Consider the following 24,773-nt stretch of genomic DNA (forward strand, 5'->3'; position numbering starts at 1 on the left):
GTTGGTGAATCCACTACCGCATTCGCGGGTGAACCCGCTCCCACAGGACTGTGCAGTCTTTGGGTAACTCTGCTCTTGCAGAAGGCTGCGCCGTGCAGCGCCACAAAGCCTGCCCAGCGTTCACGGTGAATTTTTTTACGTTCCGCTGTATCTGATGCCTTAGAACATGCATCTGCGACAGGGACTGGCCATGAAATCACGGAAAAAGACCGTCAAGCCGATCGGCTTGCAGGACATCACCATCGTTGACGACGCCAAGATGCGCAAGGCGATCACCGCCGCGGCGCTGGGCAATGCCATGGAGTGGTTCGACTTCGGGGTCTATGGGTTCGTTGCCTATGCACTGGGCAAGGTGTTCTTTCCCAACGCGAGCCCCGGGGTGCAGATGATCGCGGCGCTGGCCACGTTCTCGGTGCCGTTCCTGATCCGTCCGCTGGGTGGGCTGTTCTTCGGCGCGTTGGGTGATCGCTACGGGCGCCAGAAGGTCCTGGCGGCGACCATCGTGATCATGTCGTTGAGCACGTTCGCCATCGGCCTGATCCCATCCTATGCCTCCATCGGCATCTGGGCGCCGATCCTGTTGCTGCTGGCCAAGATGGCCCAAGGGTTTTCGGTGGGCGGGGAGTACACCGGGGCGTCGATCTTCGTGGCTGAATACGCGCCAGACCGCAAGCGGGGTTTTCTCGGCAGTTGGCTGGACTTCGGCTCGATCGCAGGGTTCGTGCTCGGCGCGGGCCTGGTGGTGCTCATCTCCACGGCCCTGGGCGAGGAAGCATTCCTCGAATGGGGCTGGCGTCTGCCGTTCTTCCTGGCCTTGCCGCTGGGCTTGATCGGCCTCTACCTGCGCCACGCCCTGGAAGAGACCCCGGCGTTCCAGCAGCATGTCGACAAGCTGGAGCAGGGGGATCGCGAGGGCCTGGCTTCAGGCCCGAAGGTGTCGTTCAAGGAGGTCGCCACCCAGCACTGGCGCAGCCTGGTGACCTGCATCGGTGTGGTGATCGCCACCAACGTCACCTACTACATGCTGCTCACCTACATGCCCAGCTACCTGTCCCACAACCTGCACTACAGCGAAGACCATGGGGTGCTGATCATCATCGCGATCATGGTCGGCATGTTGTTCGTGCAGCCGATCATCGGCCTGTTGAGCGACAAGTTCGGGCGTCGGCCCTTCATCATTTGCGGCAGCGTGGGGCTGTTCGTGCTGTCCATCCCGGCCTTCATGCTGATCAACAGCGGCGTGCTCGGCGTGATCTTCGCAGGCTTGCTGATCCTGGCCGTGTTGCTCAACTTCTTCATCGGTGTGATGGCGTCCACCTTGCCGGCGATGTTCCCCACCCACATCCGCTACAGCGCCTTGGCCAGCGCCTTCAACATTTCGGTGCTGATCGCCGGGCTGACCCCGACGATCGCGGCCTGGCTGGTGGAAAGCACGGAGGATCTGTACATGCCGGCCTACTACCTGATGGTGATCGCGCTGGTCGGACTGGCCACGGGCCTGTCGATGAAGGAGACAGCCAACCAACCCCTGCATGGCGCCGCACCCGCAGCCTCGGACATCGAAGAAGCGCGGGAGCTGTTGCAAGAACACCATGACACCCTGGAGCAGAAGATCGAAGACATCGACGCGAAAATTGCCGAGCTGCAAGCCCAGCGCACGCGGCTGGCCCAACAGCATCCCCATATTGATTGAACGCCGTTGAATACCGTTGGGTTATTACAGTGCAACTGCAAACTATTCGCTGGGAGATAAATTTGACGCCATAAAATAATTGACACTTCACCGTTGCCGAGCGCTTGCAAAGTTAATTGTTGGCACCTTTACTTGTTACTGGATGTGAAGGGGCGTTTCATGCGTGAGACTCCGCTTTCATATCAATGGGTTAAGTGATGCGATTGACATTTCGCCTTGATATTCCGGCCTATTAGTCAGATCTATAAAGAATGCTAATACATTCTTGATAGTTTGGCGTTTCTGACAGGCCCTGCTCAATGGGGAGGACTGTTCATGGAAAGTGAGGTATCGGCATTCAGTCAATTGGACTCCCATCATCGTCGGCATTGGACCTTGGCCGCCTATAAATACATCGCGCGAAAACGGCTGGCCCGTCAGGTCGATATCAGTCTGAAAAGCATCGCGGAAAAAAGCTGGGACATCGCCCCCGGTTGCCTGTCGTTTTCCCCGCCGGCCATCGCGCTGCCCGGTCAGCTGGAGCGTGTCACTGGCTGGGAGGAAAAACGTTTCTATCCGTATGAACATCCCGCCCGCACCATGGCGGGGCTGGGCGAAGTGGTACAGGGCCCGACCCGTGGCTATCTGCTCAAGAATGTCTGGTTGATCGATGGCGTGCTGTACAAAGGCCGCGCCAATTTCTGGCTTTCCCAGCGGCCGCGTGCGTTTCCTCGGGTGGTGGTGGAGCATGAGATCGACCGTGGGGCCATCTACTGCTCGGTCAATGGCAACACCTGGTTCGGCAATTGGATGGTCGAAGACTGCGTGACCTATCCGCTGGCCGCCGACGAGGGCGTGCCGGTCACCGTTGGGCCGTCGGCGCGTTTTCCGATCTACACTCAGGCGCCGCCCTACGAAGACTGGCTCGGCATGAAGCCCAGTCGCTTGAGCGGCGCGTTTTTCCATGAGCTGGTGCTGTTCGATGACTTCTGCAACAACCGCAACAAGTACCTGCGTTTTCGTGCCTTGGGCGACAAGCTGCTGTCGCGGGTGAACTACCAGGCGCATCCCGGCGTGTTCCTGCTGCGTGGCGGCGACGGCGACCTGCGCTTGCTGCGTAACGAACTCGAGCTGGCCGAGCACTTGCGGCGGACCCGGGGCTTTCATGTGGTCGACCCGCTCAAAAGCGACGTGCCGTCCATTGTCGCCGCCTGCGCCGGGGCGCAGGTGGTCATCGGGGTCGAGGGCAGCCAGTTGGTGCATGGCGTCAACGTCCTGCAGCCGGGCGGCGCATTGCTCGCCCTGCAGCCGCCCAATCGCTTCGTCAGCTACTACAAGTACCACACCGACCGCGACAGCCAGCACTTCGCCTATGTGGTCGGCACCCCCGAGGGCGATGGTTTCAGGATCGACATCGAGGAAGTGGAGCGCACGTTGGACCTGATTCCACCGCCGTGAGCCGTGACCCAGAGTATGCTCAGGACGTGGCCAGGGCCAGGAGCAGGTTCGCGGCCCGCACCATCTGAATCCACTCCTGCTCGGTCACCAGCCCTTCCTGCCTGAGCAGCTGGGCCTCCAGGATGGCCACGTCGTATTCGGACTCGGTGAATCCCTGCAAATGCACGTGCCTGGACGACCACAAGACGAACTGAGGCGATTGGATGTCGTTCATCGGCATAGACCCTTCCGTGGTTAGATCTTGAAATTCCCTACCAGGCCGTTGAGTTCGATCGCCAGCTGGGACAGCGCCTGGCTGGCGGCGCTGGTCTGGTTCGCACCTGCAGAGGTCTGCATCGACAGGTCGCGGATATTGACCAGGTTGCGATCGACTTCCCGGGCGACCTGAGCCTGTTCTTCGGAGGCGCTGGCAATCACCAGGTTGCGGCCGTTGATGGTGGACATCGACTGGGAAATCACCGTCAGGGCTTGGCCCGCCGCCTGGGCGATCTCCAGCGTGCTGTTGGCACGGCTCTCACTGGCGCGCATGGCATCGACCGCCTGCACGGTGCCGGTGCGGATGCCGCTGATCATCTGCTCGATTTCGCCGGTGGACTGCTGGGTGCGGTGGGCGAGGGCGCGTACTTCGTCGGCCACCACCGCGAAGCCGCGCCCGGCTTCTCCTGCCCGCGCCGCTTCGATGGCGGCGTTCAGGGCCAGCAGGTTGGTCTGCTCGGCGATCTCGCCGATCACCACGAGTACGCGGTTGATCTCGTTGGCGCGGTGCGCCAGTTGGGCGATCTCGGCGGAGGTGGAGCTGACATCGCCCACCAGTTGCTGGAGCGAACCCAATGCCTGCTCGACCTTCTCGCGACCCTGGCGCGTGGTGCTGTCGGCGTCTTCGGACGCTTGGGCGGTGTTGACCGCGTTGTTGGCCACTTCCTCGACGGCCGCGGTCATTTCGTTGACGGCGGTTGCGGCTTGCTCGATTTCGGCGCTCTGCTGGTGCAGCCCGCGGTTGGTGTCTTCGGTCACTGCGTGCAGTTCCTCGGCGGCGGATGCGAGCTGGTCCGAGGATTGGGCAATGTGCTGCAGGGTTTGGCGCAGGCTGTCCTGCATGTGCTTGAGCGTTACCAGCAATTGGCCCGGCTCGTCGCGTTCCTTGACGTGGATGTCCTGGGTCAGGTCGTTGCCGGAAATCCGCTGGGCGACCGCAATGGCATCGGCCAGGGGGCGCACGATGCTGCGGGTCAGCAGGAACGAGCAGACCAGCATCATGAACAGGATGACCACCAAGGCCACGACGATGGTGGAAAATGCCTCGTAGTAGGCGTTCTCACTGGCTTCGGCGGCGCGGTCGGCGTTGTTTGAATTGAACTGCCTCAATGCATTGAGGGCGGCCATCATGCTATCGGCCCGGGGCGACAGCTCATGCTTGATGATGTTCATGGTCGCAGCTTTGTCGCCCTGACCGTCGAGGACTGTATCGAGGACCGACAGGTAGCCTGAGTATTCACGGTGGAAGGTGTTGAAGAGCGTGCGGTCCTCGTCGCTGTGCAGCGTCTTTTCGTAGTTGGCCAAGGCACTGGAAACATCGTGCTTGAGCGTTTCGATCTTGCGCATGTCTTCAGGGTCGCGCTCGATGAAGTTGCGCAGCGTCAGCGAACGGATGCGCCCCAGGTGGTTGCTGATATCACCGGTGGCCATGACCCCGGGTAGCCAGTGTTGGCGAACTTGATCGGTCGAGGCGTTCATGGATCGGGTCTGCAGGATGGCCGTCAGGCCGATCGCCAGCGTCAACAGGGCAATGAGCGAGAAAATAAGCGCGCAGCGGCTTCCGATAGTGAGGGATCGTAAGTTCATGGGGTTGGCTCCACAGCAAGAGGAAGTCGCACTTCGGACACAGGTGCCGCGGATTATCAGGCCATTGTGCAGACGTGGCTTTTGCCCGGCGGTCTACGTCTTTCGCTGGCGGGGAATATTTATCGTCGAGTGTGTGGTCTCGGAATATCAGCGGTTGAAGCGCGCAAAAGTGGCATGCGATAAAACCGGTGCGCAGACCTGCGTGTGTGGGCCTGGGGTTTACCTGAAGCGTTTGCCGTGCCTGTACCCGGCCGGTAGAGGAGGGAGTTTCATAGAGACGCTAAATCTGGCGCCAGACGTCCTCCAAGGGCAACGTATCCTGGTGGTCGATGATGTCGACAATGAACGGATGTTGCTCGCTGACTATTTGCAACAGCAAGGTTGCCGTGTGTATCTGGCACGTAATGGTCAGGATGCGTTCAAGAAGGTTCAGCTGATCAATCCGGACATCGTGCTGATGGATGTCATGATGCCGGTTTGCGATGGCCTGACCTGTTGTCGAATGATGCAAGCCTCGGCATTGACCCGGCAGATCCCCGTGATCTTCCTGACGGGCGCAGGCATGCCTGACCAGCGTGTACAAGGCCTGCTCTGCGGCGCGGTCGACTATATCGTCAAACCGTTCAGGCTGGAGGAGATTCGCCTGCGGCTGGTGATCCACCTACGGCGCAAGCAGGACAGCACCCCCGTGAGCGAGGCTCCGACCACACCGGTGCGCAACCTCGACAACATTCTTTTCCAGACCGCGCGCAACGTGTTGGTGAACGCGTTGAGCACGACCCCAGACCTGCACGAGCTGGCTGCGCAGGTGGGCACCAACAGCAAGCGCCTGAACGAAGCCTTTCGCCAGTGTGCCGGGGTGACGGTGTTCGAGTTCCTGCGGGAAGAGCGCATGAAAGAGGCGTGCCGCCTGTTGTCCAACACCGGCCTTGCCTCCCAGGCCATCGCCCTGGAGGTAGGGTTTACCAGTGGCGCCAGCTTCTCGACGGCGTTCCGCGACCGTTACGGGCTCTCGCCCAATCAGTTTCGCCAGGCGCGTGGCAGCATGGGGCCAGGCGATGACGACTGACGCCCGCAGCGCGTGCACGATCTTTTTCGGCGCCTTGCTGCTATTGCTGGCGTTCGGCTCGGTGGCGGTGTTCGATCAACGCAGCCTCCAGGCGCCTTATCAGGCGCTGACCGGTAACGTCCAGGTGTTCGAAGAGGTACCTGGGCATGCACTCCAGGCACAGCAGGCCTTGCGGGATACACGTTGGCGTCCAGCCAGCAGAGCCCTTCTGAGCGCACCGCGGCGTCATTCCACGCTCTGGCTGAGGGTCAAGGTCCAGGCGCCGGATCAGCAGATGAGCGCGCGCTGGCTGGAAGTTGCGCCCTGGCGAGTCGGAGATATCGATCTCTACCAGCTCGATGCCCGTACCGGCGAGGTGATCGACCATCAGCGCACCGGCCCTTCGCTGCCCATCGACGCGCGCACGATCCGTAGCCAGCGGAATCTGCTGCCCATCACCTTTGTCGGCGGGGCGCCGAGCGATCTGTTGATACGGGTTCAGAGTGAAAACCGGCCCACGCTGTCGCTCAGGTTGTGGGAAGCGGATGCGGTGCAGGCCCAGGACCGGTTCGAGCAGTTGCAGCACGCGGTACTGTTCGGTTGCGTGCTGGCGCTGGTGGCGATCCTGCTGCTGCGGCTGAAGCTGGTTTTCATGACGCTCGCCCTGTGGCTGCTGGCGACCTTCGCGATGCAGGCCGAGCAGGAGGGGTATCTGACCTTCCAGCTGTTCAGTGGGCTGCAGCACATGGGCCTGGCCCTGCGCATGACGTTCTGGCAGATCGCCTTGGTCAGCTTCCTGACCTCGGCGCTGCTGTTGCTTGACCTTCGCCAGCGCCGAGCGTGGCGGTACTTCTATTGGCCGAGCGTGGTGCTCAGCGCTGCCCTCGTCCTGAGCCAGGCGCTGTGGGACGACAATACGTTGCGTATTCTCAGTATCTGCCTGAGCCTGACGGTGTTGCTGGCATGGCCGTTGTCATTATCGCGCACCGCCTTGCGGGGCAACCCCTATCGCCAGGTCTTGTTGGTGCTTTTTCTGTTCAGCTGGCTGGAAAGCCTGTGGTTCACCTTCAACTACACCTTTGTCATCAACTACGACGGGCTGTTCAGTATCCCGGCCATGCTCGTCAGGTTGGGCATCATCGTCGGCATCATCGGCTTGTTCACCCTCGAGCAACAGGTCAAACGCAAGCAGATCGAGCAGGCGCTGCTGCACAGCGAGCGCCAGCAAAAACACCAGCTGGAAAAGGCCGTGGTCCAGCGTACGCGGGCGCTTCAGGCCGCTGTGGCCGAGGCCAATGATGCGAGCCAGGCCAGGATCGAGTTTCTCGGTCGGGTCAGCCACGACCTGCGCTCACCGCTGACCTCGATCATCGGCTACGCGCAGCTTCTGCAGGCCGAAGGGGGCGCGACCACGCGCAAGGCGGGGGTCATCTTCAAGAGCGCCAACCACATGCTGGCGCTGGTCAGCGACCTGATCGACTACGCCAAGGGCACCTCGGGACAAACTTTGCTCGTTGCGCCGGTGTACTTTCATGGCGTGCTGGACTCGGTGGTCATGGAGGCGCAGGTCCTGGCCCAGCGACGCAACAACAAATTCTCGTTCGACATGCTCGGGGCCATCCCGCCCGTGGTGGAGGTCGATGCCAAGCGCCTGCGCCAGGTGTTGATCAACCTGCTGGACAACGCCGCCAAGTTCACGCGTGACGGCATGATCGGCCTGAAAGTGCGTGCCACGGACACACCGGGCAACAGTGACTGCGTGAACCTGCATTTCTGCGTGCACGACACAGGCATTGGGATCGACCGGGAAGACTTGCCGAATCTGTTTGCGCCGTTTTTTCGCTGCCACTCCCACGAGGTGGAGGGCAGTGGCCTCGGCTTGGCCATCGTCGAACATTGGCTAGGGCTGATGGGCGGCAAGATAGAAATCGACAGCGCCGTCGGAGAGGGGACCCGCATCGGGTTTTGCCTGACGTTCAAGGTCGCTTCCGAAAGCCAGATCGCCGAACCCCAATGGCTGGACTTCTCGATTGCCGTGCCGCCGGTATTGGGGGAGGGGCGCACGGTGTGGGTGGTCGAAGACAACGAAGACATCCGCAATTTGTTGGTGGCTGAGCTGCGCAATTGTCAGTTCGATGTCCAGGCGGCCGTGGATGGCGAGGATTGCCTGGCACGGCTCGCTGCGCAAGCAGCGCAGCCGCCGGCATTGGTCCTGACCGACTACCTGATGCCCAAGCTCAACGGTGCCCAGTTGCTACGTGCACTGCGCGAGCGTTGGCCTGCACTGCCTGTCGTGTTGGTTTCCGCAACGCAGCACACCCAGCATTTGCCCAGCCCGCCGCACACCGCGTTCGATGCTTCGCTGATAAAGCCGGTCAACCTGGCGACGCTGCGTCAGACGCTGGCGCAGTTGCTGGGGTTGGGATATCGCGTGGAGGACAGGGTGGATGAAATCCAGTGCGACCACGCGAGGGTGATTCACCAGTTGGGCAGCCTGGAGGATCATCGCCTGCGGGAGTTGAGAGCGATGCTCGAAGCAGGGGCGGTCACGGACCTGTTTGAATGGGTGCAAGGCCTACCGCAGGAGCTCGATGCGCTGGCGGCGCATATGTGTGCCTTGGCCGAAGCCTGTGACCTGGATGCGGTGAGTGCGCTGCTGGACGCTGTGCCTGCGGCAAAGCCGTGAGGCGGTGCACGCTTCGCGGGTAAATCGGAGCGCCGAACCGCCGCACCCACAGGGATTGCGCAAGTATTGAAAGCGGGCGCAATCCCGGTGGGCGGCGGTTCGGCGCTTCCCGCGAAGCGGAAGCCGTTGCTCGGACATCCGCGCCTACCGAGGGGTTACTTCCTCAGTGCCTGGAAGGACTTGACCATGTCCTGCGCCCAGCCATCGAGCACGGCCTTGGCATCTTTGGCCTGCATGACCTGGGAGGAGTTCTCGAGCTCCGTGCCGGCGCCTTTGCGCACCACTTCGGCCACCAGCTGGTTGTTGCTGCCATCGATGAAGGCGGCCTCGGTGGCGATGCTGGTGTCCTGGTCGCGAATGCCGGTGGCGGTGCTGATGCCTGCGGCGATCAGGGCGATCGGGATCACTTCATACGGGCGCAGGCTCTTGGTGGAGGCGCTGACCGCGGTGATCGCCGGACGCACGACCAGCACGCCCGGGCCTGGGCTGGTGGCCAGCGGCAGGACTTTGGAGAACTGCGATTTCAGTGCCTGGTCGTAGTACTGGGTGATGCCTTGGAGGGTGGACTGCGGGACCTTCTCGGTCGGTTGCGGACGTGGGTAGAGCTGGCTGGGCTCGATGTAGACGCTGCGGAAGGCGTTGGCATTGACGCCAGGTTTGATCCAGCGCATCACCGGCGCCCCGGAGGGGGATTTTTCTTCCTTGAGGATGCTGTAGTCCTTCAGAAAGCCAGAATACTGATCGGACTCCACGTACTTGCTCGCGCAACCGGAGAGCAGTAACGAGGACAGGCACACGGTAGTAGCGAACGACTTCAAGTTCATGCAGTTTCTCCTTGGGACATTGGGCATTGCTCCGCGGGCAGGGTGCCGAGGTACGCGTAGTGAACTCCTAGAAGCGCCAGGTCGCGCCCCCTCCAATGATATGTAGCGCACTGTTGTCGAAACTGCCGGACAAAGTGTTGCCCGACCGGGATTTTGTTTGTTCCACGTCCATGTCGCCCAGCCATATCAGGGTGTAGGCCAAGTGCACGTCGAGCCCTTCATCGATCATGTAGTTGACGCCCGTCGCCAGGCGCCAGGTCTCGCCCATGGGGTTGTCCACCGTGCGGTCTTCGTCGTCCACCGCCGAGCTGTCGTAACCCAGCCCCATGCTCCAGCGCAGGTGGGGCGTAGCCTGGTATTGGGCACCGAGCGAGGCGTGCCAGGTGTCCTTGTACTTGCGATCAACCGTGCGGCTGACGCCACCGTTGTTGGCGTCGACCTCCACACCCACATCGCCGAAGTCGCTCCAGTCCTGCCAGCCGAGGCTGCCCAGCAGCGTCCATTGCTCGTCCAGCTCGTGGGCCAGGCTGAAGGTGGCGGTTTGCGGGACGTTCAGGTCCAGCTCCAGGGTATCCACATCAAGCCTGCGCAAACCGGCGTTGAGGATCGGGTTGCTGATGTTGCGCACGTGGGGGCTGTCTTCGAACTCCAGCTTGATCTTGCTGGTGTAGGCAAAGCCGAGCCTGGTGCGTGGGTTGAGCTGGTAGAGCACCCCCAGGTTGACGCCGGTGCCGACGTCGGTGTCCTTGTATTCCAGCTGGCCATCGGGGCGGTCGCGCAGGCCCAGCAGGTTGTTGTTGTTGATGGCCATTTCGGTGCGGTAATAGCCATACATGATGCGCGGGCCGATGCCCACGGAGAGGTCATCGGTGAACTTGTACGCCAGCGTCGGCTGGAAGGAGACGCCGATGATCGCCGCCTCCTGGGTGAAATAGCGCCCGGCCCAATCGTCGTCGTAATCCAGTGCCAGGCCGAAGTTGCCATACATGCCAAATCCGATCGCAGCGCGATCATCGAGCTGGTGGCTGATGAACAGGCTGGCGCCGGGCAGGTATTGCAGGGCGTTGCCGCCTTCGTTGCCGTCGAACGGGTTGTTACTATCGCGGGAAAAGCGCACGTCGCCCAGGATCACCTGGGCATTGGCGCTGACCTGGGTACCCTGCAACTGCGTCAGGCCCGCGGGGTTGCTCATCAGTACGCTGGAGTCCTTGGCCAGCGCCGCGGCGCCGGCATTGGCCAGGCCGTTGCCTTCCTGGCCGGCTTCATAGATCAGGATGCCGCCGGCATTCGCACAGGTGCTGCCCAGCAGCAACGCATAGGTAATCGCAGGAGCGACCAGCGTTGGGAGGCGTATGGCCTTGAAGCACCGTGCTTTGTCGTGTTCTGTCGAAACTCGATGAGTCATCATGTCGCGTCAGTCCGCACGTAGTTGTCATGAAGAGGCGCGATCCAGCGTTTCAATCAACAAACTGCAGATGCGCTCCCAGAAAGATCTGCCAACGCAGTGGGCAGATAAATGCTTTTGCCTAACGGGTAGAACGCAAATGGCTGAAAGGCTGCGACATCGGCGCGCTCAACCGTTTCGAAGAAACAGATCGAGTGTTCAATGGTTGAGCAATCACGTGCATTACAAACTCCTTTTGATGTGACGTAATGAACCATTGCGCACAGGCCAGTCATTTTCTCGTTTGCCTGGATAGCATAGCGACGCGATATCAACTCTCTTGGGGGGGCGGTATTCCTTTTGCGACACCCAAGGTAAATAGAAGCCAGTATTTCCGAGTTCAAAAAACTCTAGGTGATTGTCTTGTTTTTTCCAGCATTCCTTTGGCTCGGATGGGCGCTTGGAACCGTTCTGGTACGGCAGGTCTTGCCCTGTTCAAGGCTTTGCAATGGACCGCCAATGTGCTGCTGTCAGGCTTGCTGTGGTGTGAGGATCCATTTCGATGCAACTGTCGTCAGATGTGAACAGGCACATGAACACGCGTGGTTTCTGCCCGGAGGGTCTTGCCGTTGTTCAATTGCTGGCGATGCTCCAGGGGCGTGCAGCCGTACCAGCGGGCGTGCGCGCGGCAGAACGAGGCCGTGCGCAGGTAGCCCAGCTCCTGGGCAATCTGGGCGACACTGAGCCAGGTGCTTTGCAGCAACTGCCTTGCTTGTTGGCAACGCACCTGCTCGACCAACTGCTCGAACTCGACACCCTCGCTCGCCAAGCGGCGTTGCAAGGTGCGCGGGTGCAGGCCCAGCACCCGCGAGGTCTGCTCTAAGCTGCAGCGGCGCTTGGGCAGCAGCAACAGGATCTGCTGGCGGACGTTGTCCTGCAGGTCGATGTGTTCGGCGCACTGGCCTTCCAGGTACAGCCGCATGATGTCGTGCAGTGTGGGGTCGTATCGAACGCTGGGCTTTTGCAGGTCTTCCGGGTTCAGGGCCAGGGCGTTGTGGTCTTGCCCGAACAGCACGGGGCAGTCGAAGTAGCGCCGGTAGAGCGCCATGCTGGCCTGGGGAGGATGACGAAAGAGCACGGCCTTGGGTGTGAACGCGATGCCGAGCAGTTCGCTGACCAACAGGCTGCCATGCAGGATGGATTTCTCCACGATCTGCGGCATTGGCTGGCTGCTCGGCAGGGTGTTGTCGAAGTACAGCAGGGCCCGGCCTGGGCGGCGCTCCAGACTGAAATGTATCGCCGGGCTGTAGACCCGCATGTAGCGCAGCACGGCCACCAGCGCCTCGCCCACGGTGGGGGCGGAGCGTGCCAGGTGCTGCAGCGGGCCGAGCAGGGTCAGGCCCTGGCGGGTCGCAAGCTCCAGGCCCAGCTGTGGCAGTTGCAAGGCGCGGGCGCTGCCTTCGAAGATTTGCACCAGGCTTTGGTAGGCAAAGCGTTTTTCATAGTTGCCGACCACATCCAGGGTGATGCGGTGGGGCGACAGGTAGTCGCGCATGCAAGCGCCGTGGCTGGCGAGCAGCTCACCGAACTGCAAGAAGGCGGTACCGCGAATGCTGTCCATATCCGGGCCTTGTGTTTAGCGCGTTGACAGTGAGTATGGCCGTAGAAGCTTAGGCTGCCCGCCTGACATGCTAGAATCCGCCGCTTCGAATCAGGAGGTAGACGCGTGCGCAAACTGGCAGTGGTAATGGCAGTGCTGGCCCTGGCGGGCTGTGAGAACGAGGTCGAGGGTGTCCACAAACAGGTGGCCGAGCACCTGCACAACCCCAAGACAGCCAAGTTCGCCAACGTGCGGATCGACACCCAGGGCTCGATCTGCGGCCAGGTGCGTGGCAAGGACGACGCCGGGCAGTACGAGGCGTACCGCAGCTATGTGGCGATCAAGCACGATGGCCAGTACGAAATCCTCGTCGATGACTCGGGCAACAACCTGCGGATCCGTGAGGTTTGCGGTGGCGCCGAACTGCAACGGCGCGCCGATGCCCTGGCTGACCAGCCGGCCCCGGAAGGCTGGGATGTCGAGGTGATCCAGGGCGCCAACATGGGTGCCTTGACCGACATGACCGCGCGCCTGATCGAAAAAGGCATCCCGTCGTCGGTCGAGTACCGCAATGGCAAGCCGGTCGTGCTGATGGGGCCGTTCCCTACCAAGGCCGAGGCCGAGGCGCGCAAGGCCGATGTCATGGCACGCCTGGGAACGGACTCGATCGTTATCCAGCACGGCGCGCAGCGCTGAGGGCCAGGGGCTGCACAGCGGCCCCGGGCAGCCAAAAATGCATGCCCAGGGCGTGGGCGGCTATGCTTGCTGTGAAGCAGGTGGTTGAGAGGGAAGGCCTCATGTCTACGCTGGAACGGGCCATTGCCGTCGCTGCCAGGGCGCATGAAGGGCAATATGACAAGGGTGGGGCAGCCTACATCCTGCACCCGTTGCGGGTGATGATGCGGGTCTGCACGCTGGAGCAGCGGATCGTCGCGGTGCTCCACGACGTGTTGGAAGACACCCCGCTGACCTTGTCGGACCTTGCGCGCGAAGGCTTCCCGCTGAAGATCCTCGCTGCCGTGCAGGCCCTGAGCCGGCGCGATGGTGAGAGCTACGAGGCGTTCGTCGTGCGCCTGGGGGGCGACCCGCTGGCGCGACAGGTCAAACTGGCCGATCTGGCCGACAACAGTGACCTGTCACGCATCCCTTGCCCGGGCCCTGCGGATCTCGCCCGGCTCTGCCGCTACCAGCAGGCCAGCGCCTACCTGCAAACCCTCAACTGATCAGCCACAGGCGTGCAGGTTCACCGGCCCGACGAAGTCGTTGCCGTGCCCCATGACACACGCCACCTGCTGGTTGCGCTGCAACTCCCAGGTTTGCGGCGGGTAGGTCTTGTTCCAGGCTTCGAACAACTGCCGGTCCTGCTTGGACAGGCGCAGGTTGTATTGCTTGCTCATATAGAAGTAGGTGCGCGCGATCATCCCGCGGATCGATGGGCGCGGCATCACCTTCTTGGCCTTGAAGTCCACCTGGGTCAGGCAACTGCCGTACTGGCCTTGCTGCTGGGGCAGCCAGCCAAAGCTGTAGTTGCTGCGATCGCCATTGACCTCGCCGATGCTCGGCACCAGGTTGTGCAGGTCGGCCTCGGCGCGTTTGTACACGTCATCGTGGCGCGAGCAGTTCTTGCGCCCCCCGTTTTGCCAGCATTGGCGCTGGTGGCCGATCTGCCAGGCCGGCACGATGTGTTCCCACTCGATGCGCGAGGCACGTTGGGCATTCTTGCGCGGGGTGTAGCCGCAGGAGGCCAGGTCCACTTTGTTGCCTTTGTATTTGCAGCCACAGTAGAACTCGGTGGATTGCGGTGCATACAGCCGCCAGGCGACTTTCTTGGCTTCCTGGAAGGTGCGCGGGGCATCGGCGTGGGCAGTGACAGCGGTGAACAGCAGGCACAGGCCTGCGAAAAGCGAAACTCTCATGCGCGGTCAGTCTTCCTTGGGCACGGTCCAGAAGATCTGCACGCCGCCATCGTCGCGGTGGGCGAGGGTGACGTTGTCGTTTTCGGCGATCTCCTCGAGCAGGGTTTCCCAGTCGTCAGGCGACTCGTGCTCCAGGCGGAAGATCAATGCCGCGCGGCTGCGCTGGGCGATGGGGCTGTTGATGATCTTCTGGATGCGCAGACCCAGTTGCTCATAGGTGCTAGGCGTTGCTGCGGAGGTACTGGCCACGGGGCTTTTCCTTGTTTTGCTGTATGCGCATACAGTATTTCACTGTAGGCTATTTCGCAACAGCATGTAAGGCGAAAAGCGTTTATGACCGCGCGGATGGAATTGGTTCACTCACCCAGTGAATGCAGACGCGGGTAAACCCGCTCCTCTCTTGGCCTCGCTGGACCTGTAGGAGCGGGTTTACCCGCGAATGGGCCGGCTCAGACACCGCGCCGGCCCGACTTCAGGGCAACGAATCAATATTCCCAGAAGATCCGCTGCAGTTCCTTGCTGTCCTGGGTCTTGGTCATCGCGACCATGGCCAGGATCCGCGCTTTTTGTGGGTTCAGGTCATGGGCCACGACCCAGTCGTTCTTGTCGTCAGGCTGTTCGGCGTTGCGCAGCACGAAACCACCCTGATTGACGTGGGACGAACGAATGATCTGAACACCGTTCTTGCGCAGCTCTTGCAGCGCTGGCACCACCCGCGACGATACCGAACCATTGCCGGTACCCGCATGGATCAAAGCCTTGGCACCATTTTGCGCCAGGGCCTTGTAGGCGGTGTCGGTCACGTTGCCGTAGCCGTAGGCGATGTCCACCTGGGGCAGGGCGCTGATCTGCTTGATGTCGAATTCCGACTGGGTGGTGTGGCGCTTGGCCGGCAGGCGGAACCAGTACGATTTGCCTTCCACCACCATGCCCATCGGGCCCCAGGCGCTCTTGAACGCTTCGGTCTTGATGTTGACCGATTTGCTCACGTCACGGCCGGACTGGATCTCGTCGTTCATGGTCACCAGCACGCCTTTGCCGCGGGATTGCTTGTCGCTGGCCACCGCGACGGCGTTGTACAGGTTGAGCATGCCGTCGGCGGACATGGCGGTGCCTGGGCGCATGGAGCCGACGACCACGATTGGCTTGTCGGTCTTCTCCACCAGGTTGAGGAAGTAGGCGGTTTCTTCGAGGGTGTCGGTACCGTGGGTAATGACGATGCCGTCGACGTCCTTGCTGTCGGCCAGCTCCGCGACGCGTTTGCCAAGCTTGAGCAGGTCGTCGTTGCTGATGCTCTCGGAGGCGATCTGCATCACCTGCTCGCCACGCACGTTGGCCAGGGTGGCCAGTTCCGGCACGCCGGCGATGAGTTTGTCGACGCCCAGCTTGGCGGCCTGGTAGGTAGCGCTATTGGCCGCGCTGGCACCGGCACCGGCGATGGTGCCGCCGGTGGCGAGAATGACTACGTTGGCCAGTTTCTGCTGTTGCTCGGCTTCCTTGGCGCTAAGGCCGGTCGGCAGGATCAGCAACAGGGCGAGGGCGCTTGGGGCGAAGGTTTTCACTGCAGCGTTCATGTTTTTATTTTCTCTCTTCCAAATGAGACGGTTGGCTGTGTCGCGCCGTTGAGCAGGCAGGTTTCGTACCAGCGGGGCATGCAGCTCCCGTCGTGGCGGCGCCAGCCCGTGCCTTGGGGCGCTTGCGACGTTTCCTGTGAGACCGAGAAAGGCTGCAGGGCGGCCTTTATGTTCGGGATCCCGAATGAGAGTAGGAAAAGGTGTTCGGTTTTTCGGAAATTTTCCGGATAATCCCGACATACGCGGCCAGGCAAAAACCGCGTGATGGATTTGACAAAAACACATCTTGTTTCCATAGTTAGGCAACGCAAACGTTTGCGATCCGATAAAAACACAAGATTCGGAGTCAATTCCATGAAACTGCCGTTCTCCGGCCGCTTGCTGGCCCTGGCTGTCTTCTCCACGCTTGCCCTCACGCTCCCCTTGTCCGCCGCCCAGGCCCAGGACAAACCCAAGGTCGCCCTGGTCATGAAGTCCCTGGCCAACGAGTTCTTCCTGACGATGGAAGACGGCGCCAAGACCTATCAAAAAGCCCACACAAATGATTTCGACCTTGTGGCCAATGGCATCAAGGACGAGTCCGATACCGGCAACCAGATCCGCATCGTCGAGCAGATGATCGTCTCCGGCGTCAACGCCCTGGTCATCGCCCCGGCCGACTCCAAGGCCCTGGTACCGGTGATCAAGAAGGCCATGGATGCTGGTATCACCGTGGTCAACATCGACAACCGCCTCGACCCCGAAGTGCTCAAGAGCAAAGGCCTGAGCGTGCCCTTCGTCGGCCCCGACAATCGCAAGGGCGCACGCCTGGTCGGCGACTACCTCGCCCAGCAGAAACTCAAGGCCGGTGATCAGGTCGGCATCATCGAAGGCGTGCCCACCACCACCAACGCCCAGCAGCGCACTGCAGGCTTCAAGGATGCCATGGACGCCGCGCAGATGAAGGTGGTGTCGGTGCAGTCGGGTAACTGGGAAATCGACAAAGGCAATGCCGTCGCCGCTGCCATGCTCAACGAATACCCCGAACTCAAGGCCCTGCTGGCCGGCAACGACAGCATGGCCCAGGGCGCTGTGTCGGCGGTGCGTGCGGCGGGCAAGACCGGCCAGGTGCAGGTGGTTGGCTACGACAATATCCGCGCCATCAAACCCATGCTCAAGGACGGCCGCGTGCTCGCTACCCTCGAGCAGCATGGCGCCGACCAGGCCGTGTTCGGCATCCAGGCCGCCTTGCAGATGCTCAAGGGCGAAAAGCCTGCGGTGGATGCCGACAACGTCATCCAGACCCCGGTCGAACTGGTTACCGAATGATGACTTGGCGCGGCGCCTGTTTCGTGGGTAAACCCGGCCACACTGGTACAGCGGGGTTCTCGAGGCCTGCGCAAGGCCTGTGGAAGCGGGTTCACCCGCGAATGGGCCGGCATAGCCAACGCAAGACCGCTGCGTTCCCTGGGGTGGGGTATCTGCGATGAGAGAAACCAACGAGGTCACCCTCGCCGTCAGTGGCCTGGGCAAGACCTATACCCAGCCAGTGCTCGGCGACGTAACGTTGGAGCTGCGCGCCGGCGAAGTGCTGGCGCTCACTGGCGAGAACGGCGCGGGCAAGAGCACCCTGTCCAAGCTCATCAGTGGCCTGGAGACGCCCACCACCGGCCAGATGCACTACCGCGGTCAGCCCTATGCGCCCGGCAGTCGCAGCGAGGCCGAGCGCCTGGGCGTGCGCATGGTGATGCAGGAACTCAACCTGCTGCCGACCCTGACCGTGGCCGAGAACCTGTTCCTCGACAACCTGCCCAGCCGCGCCGGCTGGATCAGCCAGAAACGCCTGCGCCAACTGGCCACCGCGGCCATGGCCCAGGTCGGCCTGGACGCCATCGACCCAGATACTCCGGTCGGCGAGTTGGGCATCGGCCATCAGCAGATGGTGGAGATCGCCCGCAACCTCATCGGCGATTGCCATGTGCTGATCTTCGATGAGCCCACGGCCATGCTCACCGCTCGCGAGGTGGAGCTGCTGTTCACCCAGATCGAGCGCCTGCGCCAGCGCGGCGTGGCCATCGTCTATATCTCCCATCGCCTGGAAGAGCTGCAGCGCGTGGCCCAGCGCATCGCTGTGCTGCGTGATGGCAAGCTGGTGTGCGTCGAGCCGATCCAGCGCTACAGCAGCGCCGAGCTGGTCAACCTCATGGTCGGTCGCGAACTGGGCGAGCACATCGACCTTGGCCACCGCGAGATCGGCCAGCCGCTACTCAAGGTCCACAAACTCAGCCGTGGCGACAAGGTACGCGAGGTGTCGTTCGAGGTCAGGGCAGGGGAGATCTTCGGCATCTCCGGCCTGATCGGTGCCGGGCGCACCGAGCTGTTGCGCCTGATCTACGGCGCCGACCGCGCCGACAGCGGGCAGGTCGAACTTGGCCAGCCGTTGCGGCCGGTCACCCTCGACTCACCCAAGGCGGCGGTGCGCGCCGGCATTGCCTTGATCACCGAGGACCGCAAAGGTGAAGGCCTGCTGCTGTCCCAGTCGATCAGCGCCAACATCGCCCTGGGCAACCTGGGGGCGGTGTCCCGCGCGGGCATACTCGACGCCGAGGCCGAGCGCGCCCTGGCCGAACGCCAGATCAACGCCATGCGCATCCGCAGCGCCAGCCCGGCCCAGGCCGTGGGCGAGCTCTCCGGCGGCAACCAGCAGAAGGTGGTGATCGGCCGTTGGCTGGAGCGCGACTGCCAGGTGTTGCTGTTCGACGAGCCGACCCGCGGTATCGACGTCGGCGCCAAATTCGATATCTACGGCCTGCTGGCCGAACTGGCGCGCCAGGGCAAGGCCCTGGTGGTGGTGTCCAGCGACTTGCGCGAGCTGATGCTGATCTGCGATCGCATTGCCGTGCTCTCGGCGGGCCGGCTGATCGACACCTTCGAGCGCGACCGCTGGAGCCAGGATCAACTGCTCGCCGCCGCCTTCGCCGGCTATCAGAAACGTGACGCACTGCTGCATGAAGCAGCGCCCAGGATGGACCCATGAAAACCACACCCCTCGACACCCCGGGCCGCGCCCCCGTGCGCCGCTGCGCCAGTTACTTCGGCTTGGGCACTTACCTGGGCCTGGCCGGCGCCTTGCTGGCGATGATCGTGCTGTTCTCGTTCTTGAGCAGCCACTTCTTGTCCTACGCCACCTTCAGCACCCTGGCCAACCAGATCCCGGACCTGATGGTGCTGGCGGTGGGGATGACCTTCGTGCTGATCATCGGCGGCATCGACCTGTCGGTGGGCTCGGTGCTGGCCCTGGCCGCCTCGGCGGTCAGCGTGGCGATCCTGGGCTGGGGCTGGAGCCCGTTGCCTGCCGCGCTGCTGGGCATGGCCGTGGCGGCATTGGCAGGGAGCGTCACTGGCGGCATCACCGTGGCCTGGCGCATCCCGTCGTTCATCGTCTCACTGGGCGTGCTGGAGATGGCCCGGGGGCTGGCGTACCAATTCACCGACTCGCGCACCGCCTACATCGGCGACGCCTTCGCCTGGTTCTCCAACCCCATCGCCTTTGGTATTTCGCCGGCCTTCATCATTGCCTTGCTGGTCATCGTCATCGCCCAACTGGTGCTGACCCGCACGGTGTTCGGCCGTTACCTGATCGGCATCGGCACCAACGAGGAGGCCGTGCGCCTGGCCGGCATCGACCCGCGCCCCTACAAGGTGCTGGTGTTCGCCTTGATGGGCCTGCTCGCCGGCCTGGCCGCGCTGTTCCAGATCTCTCGCCTGGAGGCCGCCGACCCCAATGCCGGCGCAGGCCTCGAGCTGCAGGTGATCGCCGCCGTGGTGATCGGCGGTACCAGCCTGATGGGCGGGCGCGGCTCGGTCATCAGCACGTTCTTCGGCGTGCTGATCATCTCCGTGCTGGCCGCGGGGCTGGCGCAGATCGGCGCTTCTGAACCCACCAAACGCATCATCACCGGGGCGGTCATCGTCATCGCCGTGGTGCTCGACACTTACCGGAGCCGGCGCACAGGCCGGCGGAACTGAACCCATGGCTACCATCAAAGACGTCGCGGCGTTGGCAGGTATTTCCTACACCACCGTGTCCCATGTACTGAACAAGACCCGCCCGGTCAGCGAGCACGTGCGCCTGAAGGTCGAGGCGGCCATCGCCGAACTCGACTACGTGCCCAGCGCCGTGGCCCGTTCGCTCAAGGCCCGCAGCACCGCCACCATCGGCCTGCTGGTGCCCAACAGCGTCAACCCGTATTTCGCTGAACTGGCCCGGGGCATCGAGGATGGCTGCGAGCGCAACGGCTATTGCGTGATCCTCTGCAACTCCGACGACAACCCGCAAAAGCAGCGCAGCTATCTGCGAGTGCTGCTGGAAAAGCGCATCGATGGCCTGATCGTCGCCTCGGTCGGCCAGGACAGCGATCTGTTGGAGAGCCTGGCCAGCGTGCGCACGCCGATGGTCATCGTCGACCGCGCACTGGATGGCATCGACGCCGACCTGGTGCGCATCGACCACGAACAGGGCGGCTACCTCGCCACCCGCCACCTGCTGGACCTCGGCCATCGCGACATCGCCTGCATCGGCGGGCCTGCCGACTCGGGGCCTGCCCAGTTGCGCCTGGCGGGCTACCGTCGTGCCATGGCCGAGCAGGGCGTGGCAGAGGGCGAAAACCGCATTCTGCATTGTGATTTCAGCAGCCCCGGTGGTTATGACGCTGCCGTGCGCCTGCTCGATGGCGCGCGGCCCACGGCGATCTTCGCCGGTAACGACATGATCGGCTTCGGCGTGCTGCGTGCGGCCGCCGAGCGCAACATCCACGTGCCGGGCGAGCTGTCGGTGGTCGGCTTCGATGACATCGAGCTCAGCCGCTATGTGTACCCGCCGCTGACCACCGTTGGCCAGTCGATCCGCGAGCTGGGCGAAAGCGCCGCGCAGTTGCTGCTCTCGCGCATCAGCACGCCCCGCAGCGGCGTGGCCCAGCAGCGCATCGTCGCCCCGCGCATCGTGCTGCGCGAATCCACCGGGCCGCGCCCGGACCTGTTCAATGATTACCGCTAAGGAGTGACCATGAGCGCCAAGGTCGTGGTGGTCGGCAGCCTCAACATGGACCTGGTGGCCCGCACCCAGCGTTTGCCCCACCCCGGCGAGACGCTGGCCGGCGACAGCTTCTTCACCGTGCCCGGCGGCAAGGGCGCCAACCAGGCGGTGGCCGTGGCCCGGCTCGGGGCGAGCGTGGCCATGGTCGGCAACGTGGGCGACGACGCCTATGGCCAACAATTGCGTCAGGCCCTGCAACACGAAGGCATCGATTGCCAGGGTGTGGGCGTGTGCCAGGGTGTTTCCAGCGGTGTGGCGCTGATCCTGGTCGATGCCGCCAGCCAGAACGCCATCGTCATCATCCCTGGCGGCAATGGTGAGCTGACGCCTGCTTCGGTGCAGCGTTTCGACGCCTTGCTGCAAAGCGCCGAGGTGATCATTTGCCAGCTGGAAGTGCCGATGGCCACGGTGGCCTGGACGCTTGCCCGGGGGCGTGAGCTGGGCAAGACCGTGATCCTCAACCCGGCACCCGCCACTGGCCCGCTGCCGTCGGAGTGGTTTGCCCACATCGATTACCTCACGCCCAACGAGAGTGAGGCCCAAGCCCTGACCGGCCAGCCCGTGACCGATATCGACAGTGCGCGCCGAGCGGGTGAGCGCTTGCTGCGGTTGGGCGCGGGCAAGGTGATCGTCACGCTGGGAGCACAGGGCGCATTGTTCGTCAGCCCTGGCGGTAGCCGGCATTTTCCCGCGCCGGTGGTCCAGCCTGTGGACACCACGGCGGCGGGGGATACTTTTATCGGCGGCTTCGCCGCAGGCTTGGTGCGCGGCATGGAGGAGGGGGAGGCCATCGCCTTCGGCCAGCGCGCCGCGGCCTTGTCGGTGACCCGCATGGGCGCCCAGCCCTCGATCCCGTACCTGGCGGAGCTTGCGCCATGAAGAAGACTGGGCTGTTGAACATCGCGTTGTCCCGGGTGATCGCCGGGCTGGGCCATGGCGACATCCTGGTGATCGGCGATGCCGGGCTGCCGGTGCCGCCGGGTGTGGAATTGATCGATCTGGCTGTGACGCCCGGTGTACCGGATTTCGCCAGTGTGTTGCGGGTGGTGCTGGAAGAGATGCAGGTGGAGCGGCATGTGCTGGCCGAGCAAATGCTCGAGGTCGCGCCGCCTGGGCTTGAGCAAGTGATGCAGTCGCAGGGGCAGTTGGGCTCGCGGGAGCTGCTGCCACACCTGGCATTCAAGGAGCTGTGCCGTCAGGCCAAGGCAATTGTGCGCACGGGAGAGTGCAGGCCGTACAGCAACATCGCGCTAGTGGCGGGTGTGACGTTCTGAAATCCAGTCCGGCCCCGCCAGCCCTGCGCCGAACCCTGTGGGTTTACCCGCGAAGGGCCGCAACGCGGCCCCACGACCCAAGGCAACAAGGAGTGCCTCCATGCTCAAACACCTCCTCAAAGGAGCCATCCTCATGTCAGCCGTGGCCACCACCACCCTCCAGGCCGCTCCCCGGGACCTGATCATCGACACCGACCCCGGTGCCGACGATGTCGTCGCGCTGCTGCTCGCCATGGCCTCGCCCGAGGACCTGAACATCCGCGCCATCACCACCGTGGCTGGCAACGTGCGCCTGGACAAGACCTCGCGCAACGCCCGCCTGGCGCGTGAATGGGGTGGGCGCGAAGACATCCCGGTATACGCCGGGGCAGGGCGCCCGTTGGTGCGCAAACCGATCTACGCCGACGATATCCATGGCCAGGAGGGCCTGGAAGGGGTGAAGGTCCATGCGCCCAAACAAGGCCTGGCTCAAGGCAATGCGGTGCAGTATCTGGTCGACACCCTGTCCAGTGCCGAGCCCCATAGCATCACTGTCGCCATGCTCGGCCCACAGACCAACCTGGCCCTGGCGCTGATCCAGAAGCCCGAGATCGTCAAAGGCATCAAGGAAGTGGTGGTGATGGGCGGCGCTCACTTCAATGGCGGCAACATCACCCCGGTGGCCGAGTTCAACCTCTACGCCGACCCTCATGCCGCAGAGGTGGTGCTGGCCAGCGGCGTCAAACTCACCTACGTGCCTTTGGACCTGACCCACAAGGTCATCACCAGCGATGCGCGCTTCAAGCAACTGGCCGCCATCGATAATCAGGCCAGCCGGCGTGTGGTGGACATCCTCGACGCCTACGTCAAGCACGACATGGACCTGTACGGCATGCCCGGCGGCCCGGTGCACGACGCCAGTGTCATTGCCTACCTGATCAAGCCCGAGCTGTTCGGCGGGCGGCGGGTCCATATGGAAGTCGACAGCCGGGAGGGCCCGACTTTCGGCCAGACCATCGTCGACTGGTACGCAGTGCTCAAGCGTCCGGCCAACGTGCTGTGGCTGAACGAGGGCGATGCCCAGGGCTTTTTCGACCTGCTCAGCGAGCGCCTGGCTCGATTGCCATAGCGGTGTGCGGTGCGTAGCGCTCGAACACTTGCTCGATGAAGCTGCGCGCCGCCTCGCTGCCGCGATCGCGTACCAAAAGGTCGATGGCGATCAGTAGCAGTTCTTCGGGAGTGCCGGGGCTGTAGGCGCTTTGGCCCTCGGCCCATTTGACCTTGATGTCGGCGTCGATGCTGTGGCTGCTCATGGAAGGCTCTCGTGGCAAGCCTGGGCTAAGGGTCGAACACCGGACCCTGGCGTTCGAAGGGAGGCGTGCTGCGCTCCGGTTGTTGCAGTAAATCATGCCTTTGCGATCGCCGCACGACCACTTGCGAATAAACCGCCAGACGTACGACGCAAAATCCAGTCACGATTACCTTTCGCCATGAGGGGCCTGTTCAGGCAGACTTGCTCGGTTTTGCAACAAAAGTTGAGCGGAGCTGTCGCATAAGGCAGTTCCCATGATGATTAGGAGGATTCATGTTCCGTACCCGTGCTTACCTGGCGACCTTGCTGGCGGCTGCAGTCCTGGCAGGTTGCAGCACAGGCGGTTCTTCGAGCGGCAGCGACAGCGCCTCGTCGGCCCCGGCCGACAACGGCGGTCGCTGCGAGGCCAGCGGCGCCGACTTCACCATCGGCAAGCAGGCCACCCCGGCGCTGCTGGAGCAAGCGCGCAAGGCCAGCGGTTCGCAACTGGCACGTATCCTCAAGCCTCACGACGTGATCACCCTGGAGTACCGCTCGGAGCGGCTGAACCTGAACGTCGATGAAAAAGGTGTGGTAACCCGCGTCAACTGCGGTTGAGGATTCACCCGCGAATACGGCGGTGCTTTTGCTATCGCATTCGCGGGTAAACCCCACAGGTTCTGCGGTGCGTTCGATGATCTGTAGGGGCAGGCGCTGCGATGATGTCATCACACCGCAGTCTTTGTGGGAGCGGGTTCACCCGCGAATAGGCCGGTGCAGGTATCCCAAGACAGTGGCTCCCCCACTTGCCGAACAGCCCCAGCCCTCAAACGACGCCCACAAAAAACCCGCCACGAAGGCGGGTTTTTTGTATTCGTATCCGAATTACTCCGGACGAACCTGCGCAGCCTGCATGCCCTTCTGACCGCGTTCGGCAACGAAGGAAACGGACTGGCCTTCTTTCAGGCTCTTGAAGCCGTCGGTTTCGATGGCCTTGAAGTGTACGAACAGGTCGTCGCCGCCGCCTGCTGGGGTGATGAAGCCGTAGCCTTTTTCATCATTGAACCATTTGACGGTGCCGTTTTGGCGATTGGACATGGGGTGAATCTCCAGAAACATGGTTTTTTTTTCGAGGTGCGATGTTGCCGAGG

General features: G+C 62.7%; 24 protein-coding genes and 1 pseudogene. 14 read left to right on the forward strand and 11 right to left on the reverse strand.

The window, feature by feature from the left end; all coding sequences use genetic code 11:
- Positions 1-190 precede the first annotated feature (190 nt).
- The gene (proP, locus tag ACNFCH_RS10335; RefSeq protein WP_416742714.1) at positions 191-1,693 is read left to right on the forward strand and encodes a glycine betaine/L-proline transporter ProP; all 1,503 of its coding nucleotides are present in this window, start codon (positions 191-193) and stop codon (positions 1,691-1,693) included.
- Between the two features lie 315 nt (positions 1,694-2,008).
- Positions 2,009-3,130 (forward strand): glycosyltransferase 61 family protein, encoded by a 1,122-nt coding sequence (locus ACNFCH_RS10340; protein ID WP_337159020.1) that lies wholly within the window; start codon positions 2,009-2,011, stop codon positions 3,128-3,130.
- Between the two features lie 19 nt (positions 3,131-3,149).
- Here the strand turns inward: ACNFCH_RS10340 and ACNFCH_RS10345 are convergent, their stop codons facing one another.
- The 3 genes and pseudogenes from ACNFCH_RS10345 to ACNFCH_RS10355 form a co-directional block, all read right to left on the reverse strand.
- Positions 3,150-3,344, reverse strand: a complete 195-nt coding sequence (locus ACNFCH_RS10345) for a hypothetical protein (RefSeq protein ID WP_337159019.1) — start codon at positions 3,342-3,344, stop codon at positions 3,150-3,152.
- 20 nt (positions 3,345-3,364) lie between these two features.
- Positions 3,365-4,387, reverse strand: a complete 1,023-nt coding sequence (locus ACNFCH_RS10350; RefSeq protein WP_416742785.1) for a methyl-accepting chemotaxis protein — start codon at positions 4,385-4,387, stop codon at positions 3,365-3,367.
- Positions 4,388-4,447: 60 nt separating this feature from the next.
- Positions 4,448-4,972 (reverse strand): annotated as a pseudogene (locus ACNFCH_RS10355) (MCP four helix bundle domain-containing protein); the annotation flags it as partial.
- Between the two features lie 322 nt (positions 4,973-5,294).
- Here ACNFCH_RS10355 and ACNFCH_RS10360 point away from each other — a divergent pair.
- Both ACNFCH_RS10360 and ACNFCH_RS10365 read left to right on the forward strand, forming a co-directional pair.
- Positions 5,295-6,041: a DNA-binding response regulator gene (locus ACNFCH_RS10360; RefSeq protein WP_416742715.1), complete on the forward strand. Its 747-nt coding sequence runs from the start codon at positions 5,295-5,297 to the stop codon at positions 6,039-6,041.
- On the forward strand, positions 6,031-8,706 hold the full coding sequence (locus ACNFCH_RS10365) for an ATP-binding protein (RefSeq protein ID WP_416742716.1): 2,676 nt from the start codon (positions 6,031-6,033) through the stop codon (positions 8,704-8,706). Before ACNFCH_RS10360 ends, ACNFCH_RS10365 begins: the two co-directional genes overlap by 11 nt.
- Positions 8,707-8,861: 155 nt before the next feature.
- On the opposite strand, the gene ACNFCH_RS10370 is transcribed toward ACNFCH_RS10365, so the two are convergent.
- From ACNFCH_RS10370 to ACNFCH_RS10380, 3 genes are all read right to left on the reverse strand, one after another.
- Positions 8,862-9,530 carry a DUF3313 domain-containing protein gene (locus ACNFCH_RS10370; protein ID WP_196163394.1) on the reverse strand — a complete coding sequence of 223 codons (669 nt, stop codon included), beginning with the start codon at positions 9,528-9,530 and terminating at the stop codon, positions 8,862-8,864.
- Between the two features lie 67 nt (positions 9,531-9,597).
- Complete coding sequence (locus tag ACNFCH_RS10375; RefSeq protein WP_416742717.1) at positions 9,598-10,938, reverse strand: OmpP1/FadL family transporter; 1,341 nt, start codon at positions 10,936-10,938, stop codon at positions 9,598-9,600.
- Positions 10,939-11,488: 550 nt separating this feature from the next.
- Positions 11,489-12,535, reverse strand: a complete 1,047-nt coding sequence (locus ACNFCH_RS10380; protein WP_416742718.1) for an AraC family transcriptional regulator — start codon at positions 12,533-12,535, stop codon at positions 11,489-11,491.
- 105 nt (positions 12,536-12,640) lie between these two features.
- Here ACNFCH_RS10380 and ACNFCH_RS10385 point away from each other — a divergent pair, with 105 nt between their 5' ends.
- Both ACNFCH_RS10385 and ACNFCH_RS10390 read left to right on the forward strand, forming a co-directional pair.
- Positions 12,641-13,210: an SPOR domain-containing protein gene (locus tag ACNFCH_RS10385; RefSeq protein ID WP_337159011.1), complete on the forward strand. Its 570-nt coding sequence runs from the start codon at positions 12,641-12,643 to the stop codon at positions 13,208-13,210.
- A 101-nt stretch (positions 13,211-13,311) separates the two neighbouring features.
- Positions 13,312-13,737: an HD domain-containing protein gene (locus ACNFCH_RS10390; protein ID WP_070091799.1), complete on the forward strand. Its 426-nt coding sequence runs from the start codon at positions 13,312-13,314 to the stop codon at positions 13,735-13,737.
- On the opposite strand, the gene ACNFCH_RS10395 is transcribed toward ACNFCH_RS10390, so the two are convergent.
- The 3 genes from ACNFCH_RS10395 to ACNFCH_RS10405 form a co-directional block, all read right to left on the reverse strand.
- Entirely contained in the window at positions 13,738-14,430 is a 693-nt protein-coding gene (locus ACNFCH_RS10395) for an endonuclease (protein ID WP_196163399.1), read from the reverse strand. It lies immediately after the preceding gene.
- 6 nt (positions 14,431-14,436) lie between these two features.
- Entirely contained in the window at positions 14,437-14,679 is a 243-nt protein-coding gene (locus tag ACNFCH_RS10400) for a DUF1654 domain-containing protein (protein ID WP_070091797.1), read from the reverse strand.
- Positions 14,680-14,915: 236 nt separating this feature from the next.
- On the reverse strand, positions 14,916-16,004 hold the full coding sequence (locus ACNFCH_RS10405) for an asparaginase (protein ID WP_196163400.1): 1,089 nt from the start codon (positions 16,002-16,004) through the stop codon (positions 14,916-14,918).
- Between the two features lie 354 nt (positions 16,005-16,358).
- On the opposite strand from ACNFCH_RS10405, the gene ACNFCH_RS10410 reads away from it, so the two are divergent.
- The 7 genes from ACNFCH_RS10410 (at position 16,359) to ACNFCH_RS10440 (ending at position 23,460) form a co-directional block, all read left to right on the forward strand.
- Complete coding sequence (locus ACNFCH_RS10410; protein WP_416742719.1) at positions 16,359-17,312, forward strand: sugar ABC transporter substrate-binding protein; 954 nt, start codon at positions 16,359-16,361, stop codon at positions 17,310-17,312.
- Positions 17,313-17,469: 157 nt separating this feature from the next.
- The gene (locus ACNFCH_RS10415; protein ID WP_416742720.1) at positions 17,470-19,020 is read left to right on the forward strand and encodes a sugar ABC transporter ATP-binding protein; all 1,551 of its coding nucleotides are present in this window, start codon (positions 17,470-17,472) and stop codon (positions 19,018-19,020) included.
- Positions 19,017-20,012, forward strand: a complete 996-nt coding sequence (locus ACNFCH_RS10420; RefSeq protein WP_416742721.1) for an ABC transporter permease — start codon at positions 19,017-19,019, stop codon at positions 20,010-20,012. The genes ACNFCH_RS10415 and ACNFCH_RS10420 overlap by 4 nt, the downstream gene beginning before the upstream one ends.
- A 4-nt stretch (positions 20,013-20,016) precedes the next feature.
- Positions 20,017-21,039 carry a LacI family DNA-binding transcriptional regulator gene (locus ACNFCH_RS10425; RefSeq protein WP_337160235.1) on the forward strand — a complete coding sequence of 341 codons (1,023 nt, stop codon included), beginning with the start codon at positions 20,017-20,019 and terminating at the stop codon, positions 21,037-21,039.
- 9 nt (positions 21,040-21,048) lie between these two features.
- Positions 21,049-21,957 (forward strand): ribokinase, encoded by a 909-nt coding sequence (gene rbsK / locus ACNFCH_RS10430; RefSeq protein ID WP_337160236.1) that lies wholly within the window; start codon positions 21,049-21,051, stop codon positions 21,955-21,957.
- Positions 21,954-22,352 carry a D-ribose pyranase gene (gene rbsD, locus ACNFCH_RS10435; protein WP_337160237.1) on the forward strand — a complete coding sequence of 133 codons (399 nt, stop codon included), beginning with the start codon at positions 21,954-21,956 and terminating at the stop codon, positions 22,350-22,352. The genes rbsK and rbsD overlap by 4 nt, the downstream gene beginning before the upstream one ends.
- 100 nt (positions 22,353-22,452) lie before the next feature.
- Entirely contained in the window at positions 22,453-23,460 is a 1,008-nt protein-coding gene (locus tag ACNFCH_RS10440; protein ID WP_416742722.1) for a nucleoside hydrolase, read from the forward strand.
- Here ACNFCH_RS10440 and ACNFCH_RS10445 read toward each other — a convergent pair.
- Positions 23,432-23,644, reverse strand: coding sequence for a hypothetical protein (locus tag ACNFCH_RS10445; RefSeq protein ID WP_070091788.1), 213 nt, complete (start codon positions 23,642-23,644; stop codon positions 23,432-23,434). The two genes, ACNFCH_RS10440 and ACNFCH_RS10445, sit on opposite strands and share 29 nt — an antisense overlap.
- Before the next feature lie 272 nt (positions 23,645-23,916).
- Here ACNFCH_RS10445 and ACNFCH_RS10450 point away from each other — a divergent pair, with 272 nt between their 5' ends.
- Positions 23,917-24,240 (forward strand): I78 family peptidase inhibitor, encoded by a 324-nt coding sequence (locus ACNFCH_RS10450; RefSeq protein ID WP_337160239.1) that lies wholly within the window; start codon positions 23,917-23,919, stop codon positions 24,238-24,240.
- Positions 24,241-24,507: 267 nt separating this feature from the next.
- On the opposite strand, the gene ACNFCH_RS10455 is transcribed toward ACNFCH_RS10450, so the two are convergent.
- A complete protein-coding gene (locus tag ACNFCH_RS10455) occupies positions 24,508-24,720 on the reverse strand; it encodes a cold-shock protein (RefSeq protein ID WP_070091905.1) in 213 nt (70 codons plus the stop codon).
- Between the last annotated feature and the right edge of the window lie 53 nt (positions 24,721-24,773).

The organism is Pseudomonas sp. NY15354, from assembly GCF_048068075.1.
GTDB classification, from domain to species: Bacteria; Pseudomonadota; Gammaproteobacteria; order Pseudomonadales; family Pseudomonadaceae; genus Aquipseudomonas; species Aquipseudomonas guariconensis_C.

Coding starts and splice junctions, on each gene's coding strand:
- proP (WP_416742714.1), top strand. CDS start 191: ATGAAATCACGGAAAAAGACCGTCAAGCCGATCGGCTTGCAGGACATC.
- ACNFCH_RS10340 (WP_337159020.1), top strand. CDS start 2,009: ATGGAAAGTGAGGTATCGGCATTCAGTCAATTGGACTCCCATCATCGT.
- ACNFCH_RS10345 (WP_337159019.1), bottom strand. CDS start 3,344: ATGAACGACATCCAATCGCCTCAGTTCGTCTTGTGGTCGTCCAGGCAC.
- ACNFCH_RS10350 (WP_416742785.1), bottom strand. CDS start 4,387: ATGATGCTGGTCTGCTCGTTCCTGCTGACCCGCAGCATCGTGCGCCCC.
- ACNFCH_RS10365 (WP_416742716.1), top strand. CDS start 6,031: ATGACGACTGACGCCCGCAGCGCGTGCACGATCTTTTTCGGCGCCTTG.
- ACNFCH_RS10370 (WP_196163394.1), bottom strand. CDS start 9,530: ATGAACTTGAAGTCGTTCGCTACTACCGTGTGCCTGTCCTCGTTACTG.
- ACNFCH_RS10375 (WP_416742717.1), bottom strand. CDS start 10,938: ATGATGACTCATCGAGTTTCGACAGAACACGACAAAGCACGGTGCTTC.
- ACNFCH_RS10380 (WP_416742718.1), bottom strand. CDS start 12,535: ATGGACAGCATTCGCGGTACCGCCTTCTTGCAGTTCGGTGAGCTGCTC.
- ACNFCH_RS10390 (WP_070091799.1), top strand. CDS start 13,312: ATGTCTACGCTGGAACGGGCCATTGCCGTCGCTGCCAGGGCGCATGAA.
- ACNFCH_RS10395 (WP_196163399.1), bottom strand. CDS start 14,430: ATGAGAGTTTCGCTTTTCGCAGGCCTGTGCCTGCTGTTCACCGCTGTC.
- ACNFCH_RS10405 (WP_196163400.1), bottom strand. CDS start 16,004: ATGAACGCTGCAGTGAAAACCTTCGCCCCAAGCGCCCTCGCCCTGTTG.
- ACNFCH_RS10410 (WP_416742719.1), top strand. CDS start 16,359: ATGAAACTGCCGTTCTCCGGCCGCTTGCTGGCCCTGGCTGTCTTCTCC.
- ACNFCH_RS10415 (WP_416742720.1), top strand. CDS start 17,470: ATGAGAGAAACCAACGAGGTCACCCTCGCCGTCAGTGGCCTGGGCAAG.
- ACNFCH_RS10420 (WP_416742721.1), top strand. CDS start 19,017: ATGAAAACCACACCCCTCGACACCCCGGGCCGCGCCCCCGTGCGCCGC.
- ACNFCH_RS10425 (WP_337160235.1), top strand. CDS start 20,017: ATGGCTACCATCAAAGACGTCGCGGCGTTGGCAGGTATTTCCTACACC.
- rbsK (WP_337160236.1), top strand. CDS start 21,049: ATGAGCGCCAAGGTCGTGGTGGTCGGCAGCCTCAACATGGACCTGGTG.
- rbsD (WP_337160237.1), top strand. CDS start 21,954: ATGAAGAAGACTGGGCTGTTGAACATCGCGTTGTCCCGGGTGATCGCC.
- ACNFCH_RS10440 (WP_416742722.1), top strand. CDS start 22,453: ATGCTCAAACACCTCCTCAAAGGAGCCATCCTCATGTCAGCCGTGGCC.
- ACNFCH_RS10445 (WP_070091788.1), bottom strand. CDS start 23,644: ATGAGCAGCCACAGCATCGACGCCGACATCAAGGTCAAATGGGCCGAG.
- ACNFCH_RS10450 (WP_337160239.1), top strand. CDS start 23,917: ATGTTCCGTACCCGTGCTTACCTGGCGACCTTGCTGGCGGCTGCAGTC.
- ACNFCH_RS10455 (WP_070091905.1), bottom strand. CDS start 24,720: ATGTCCAATCGCCAAAACGGCACCGTCAAATGGTTCAATGATGAAAAA.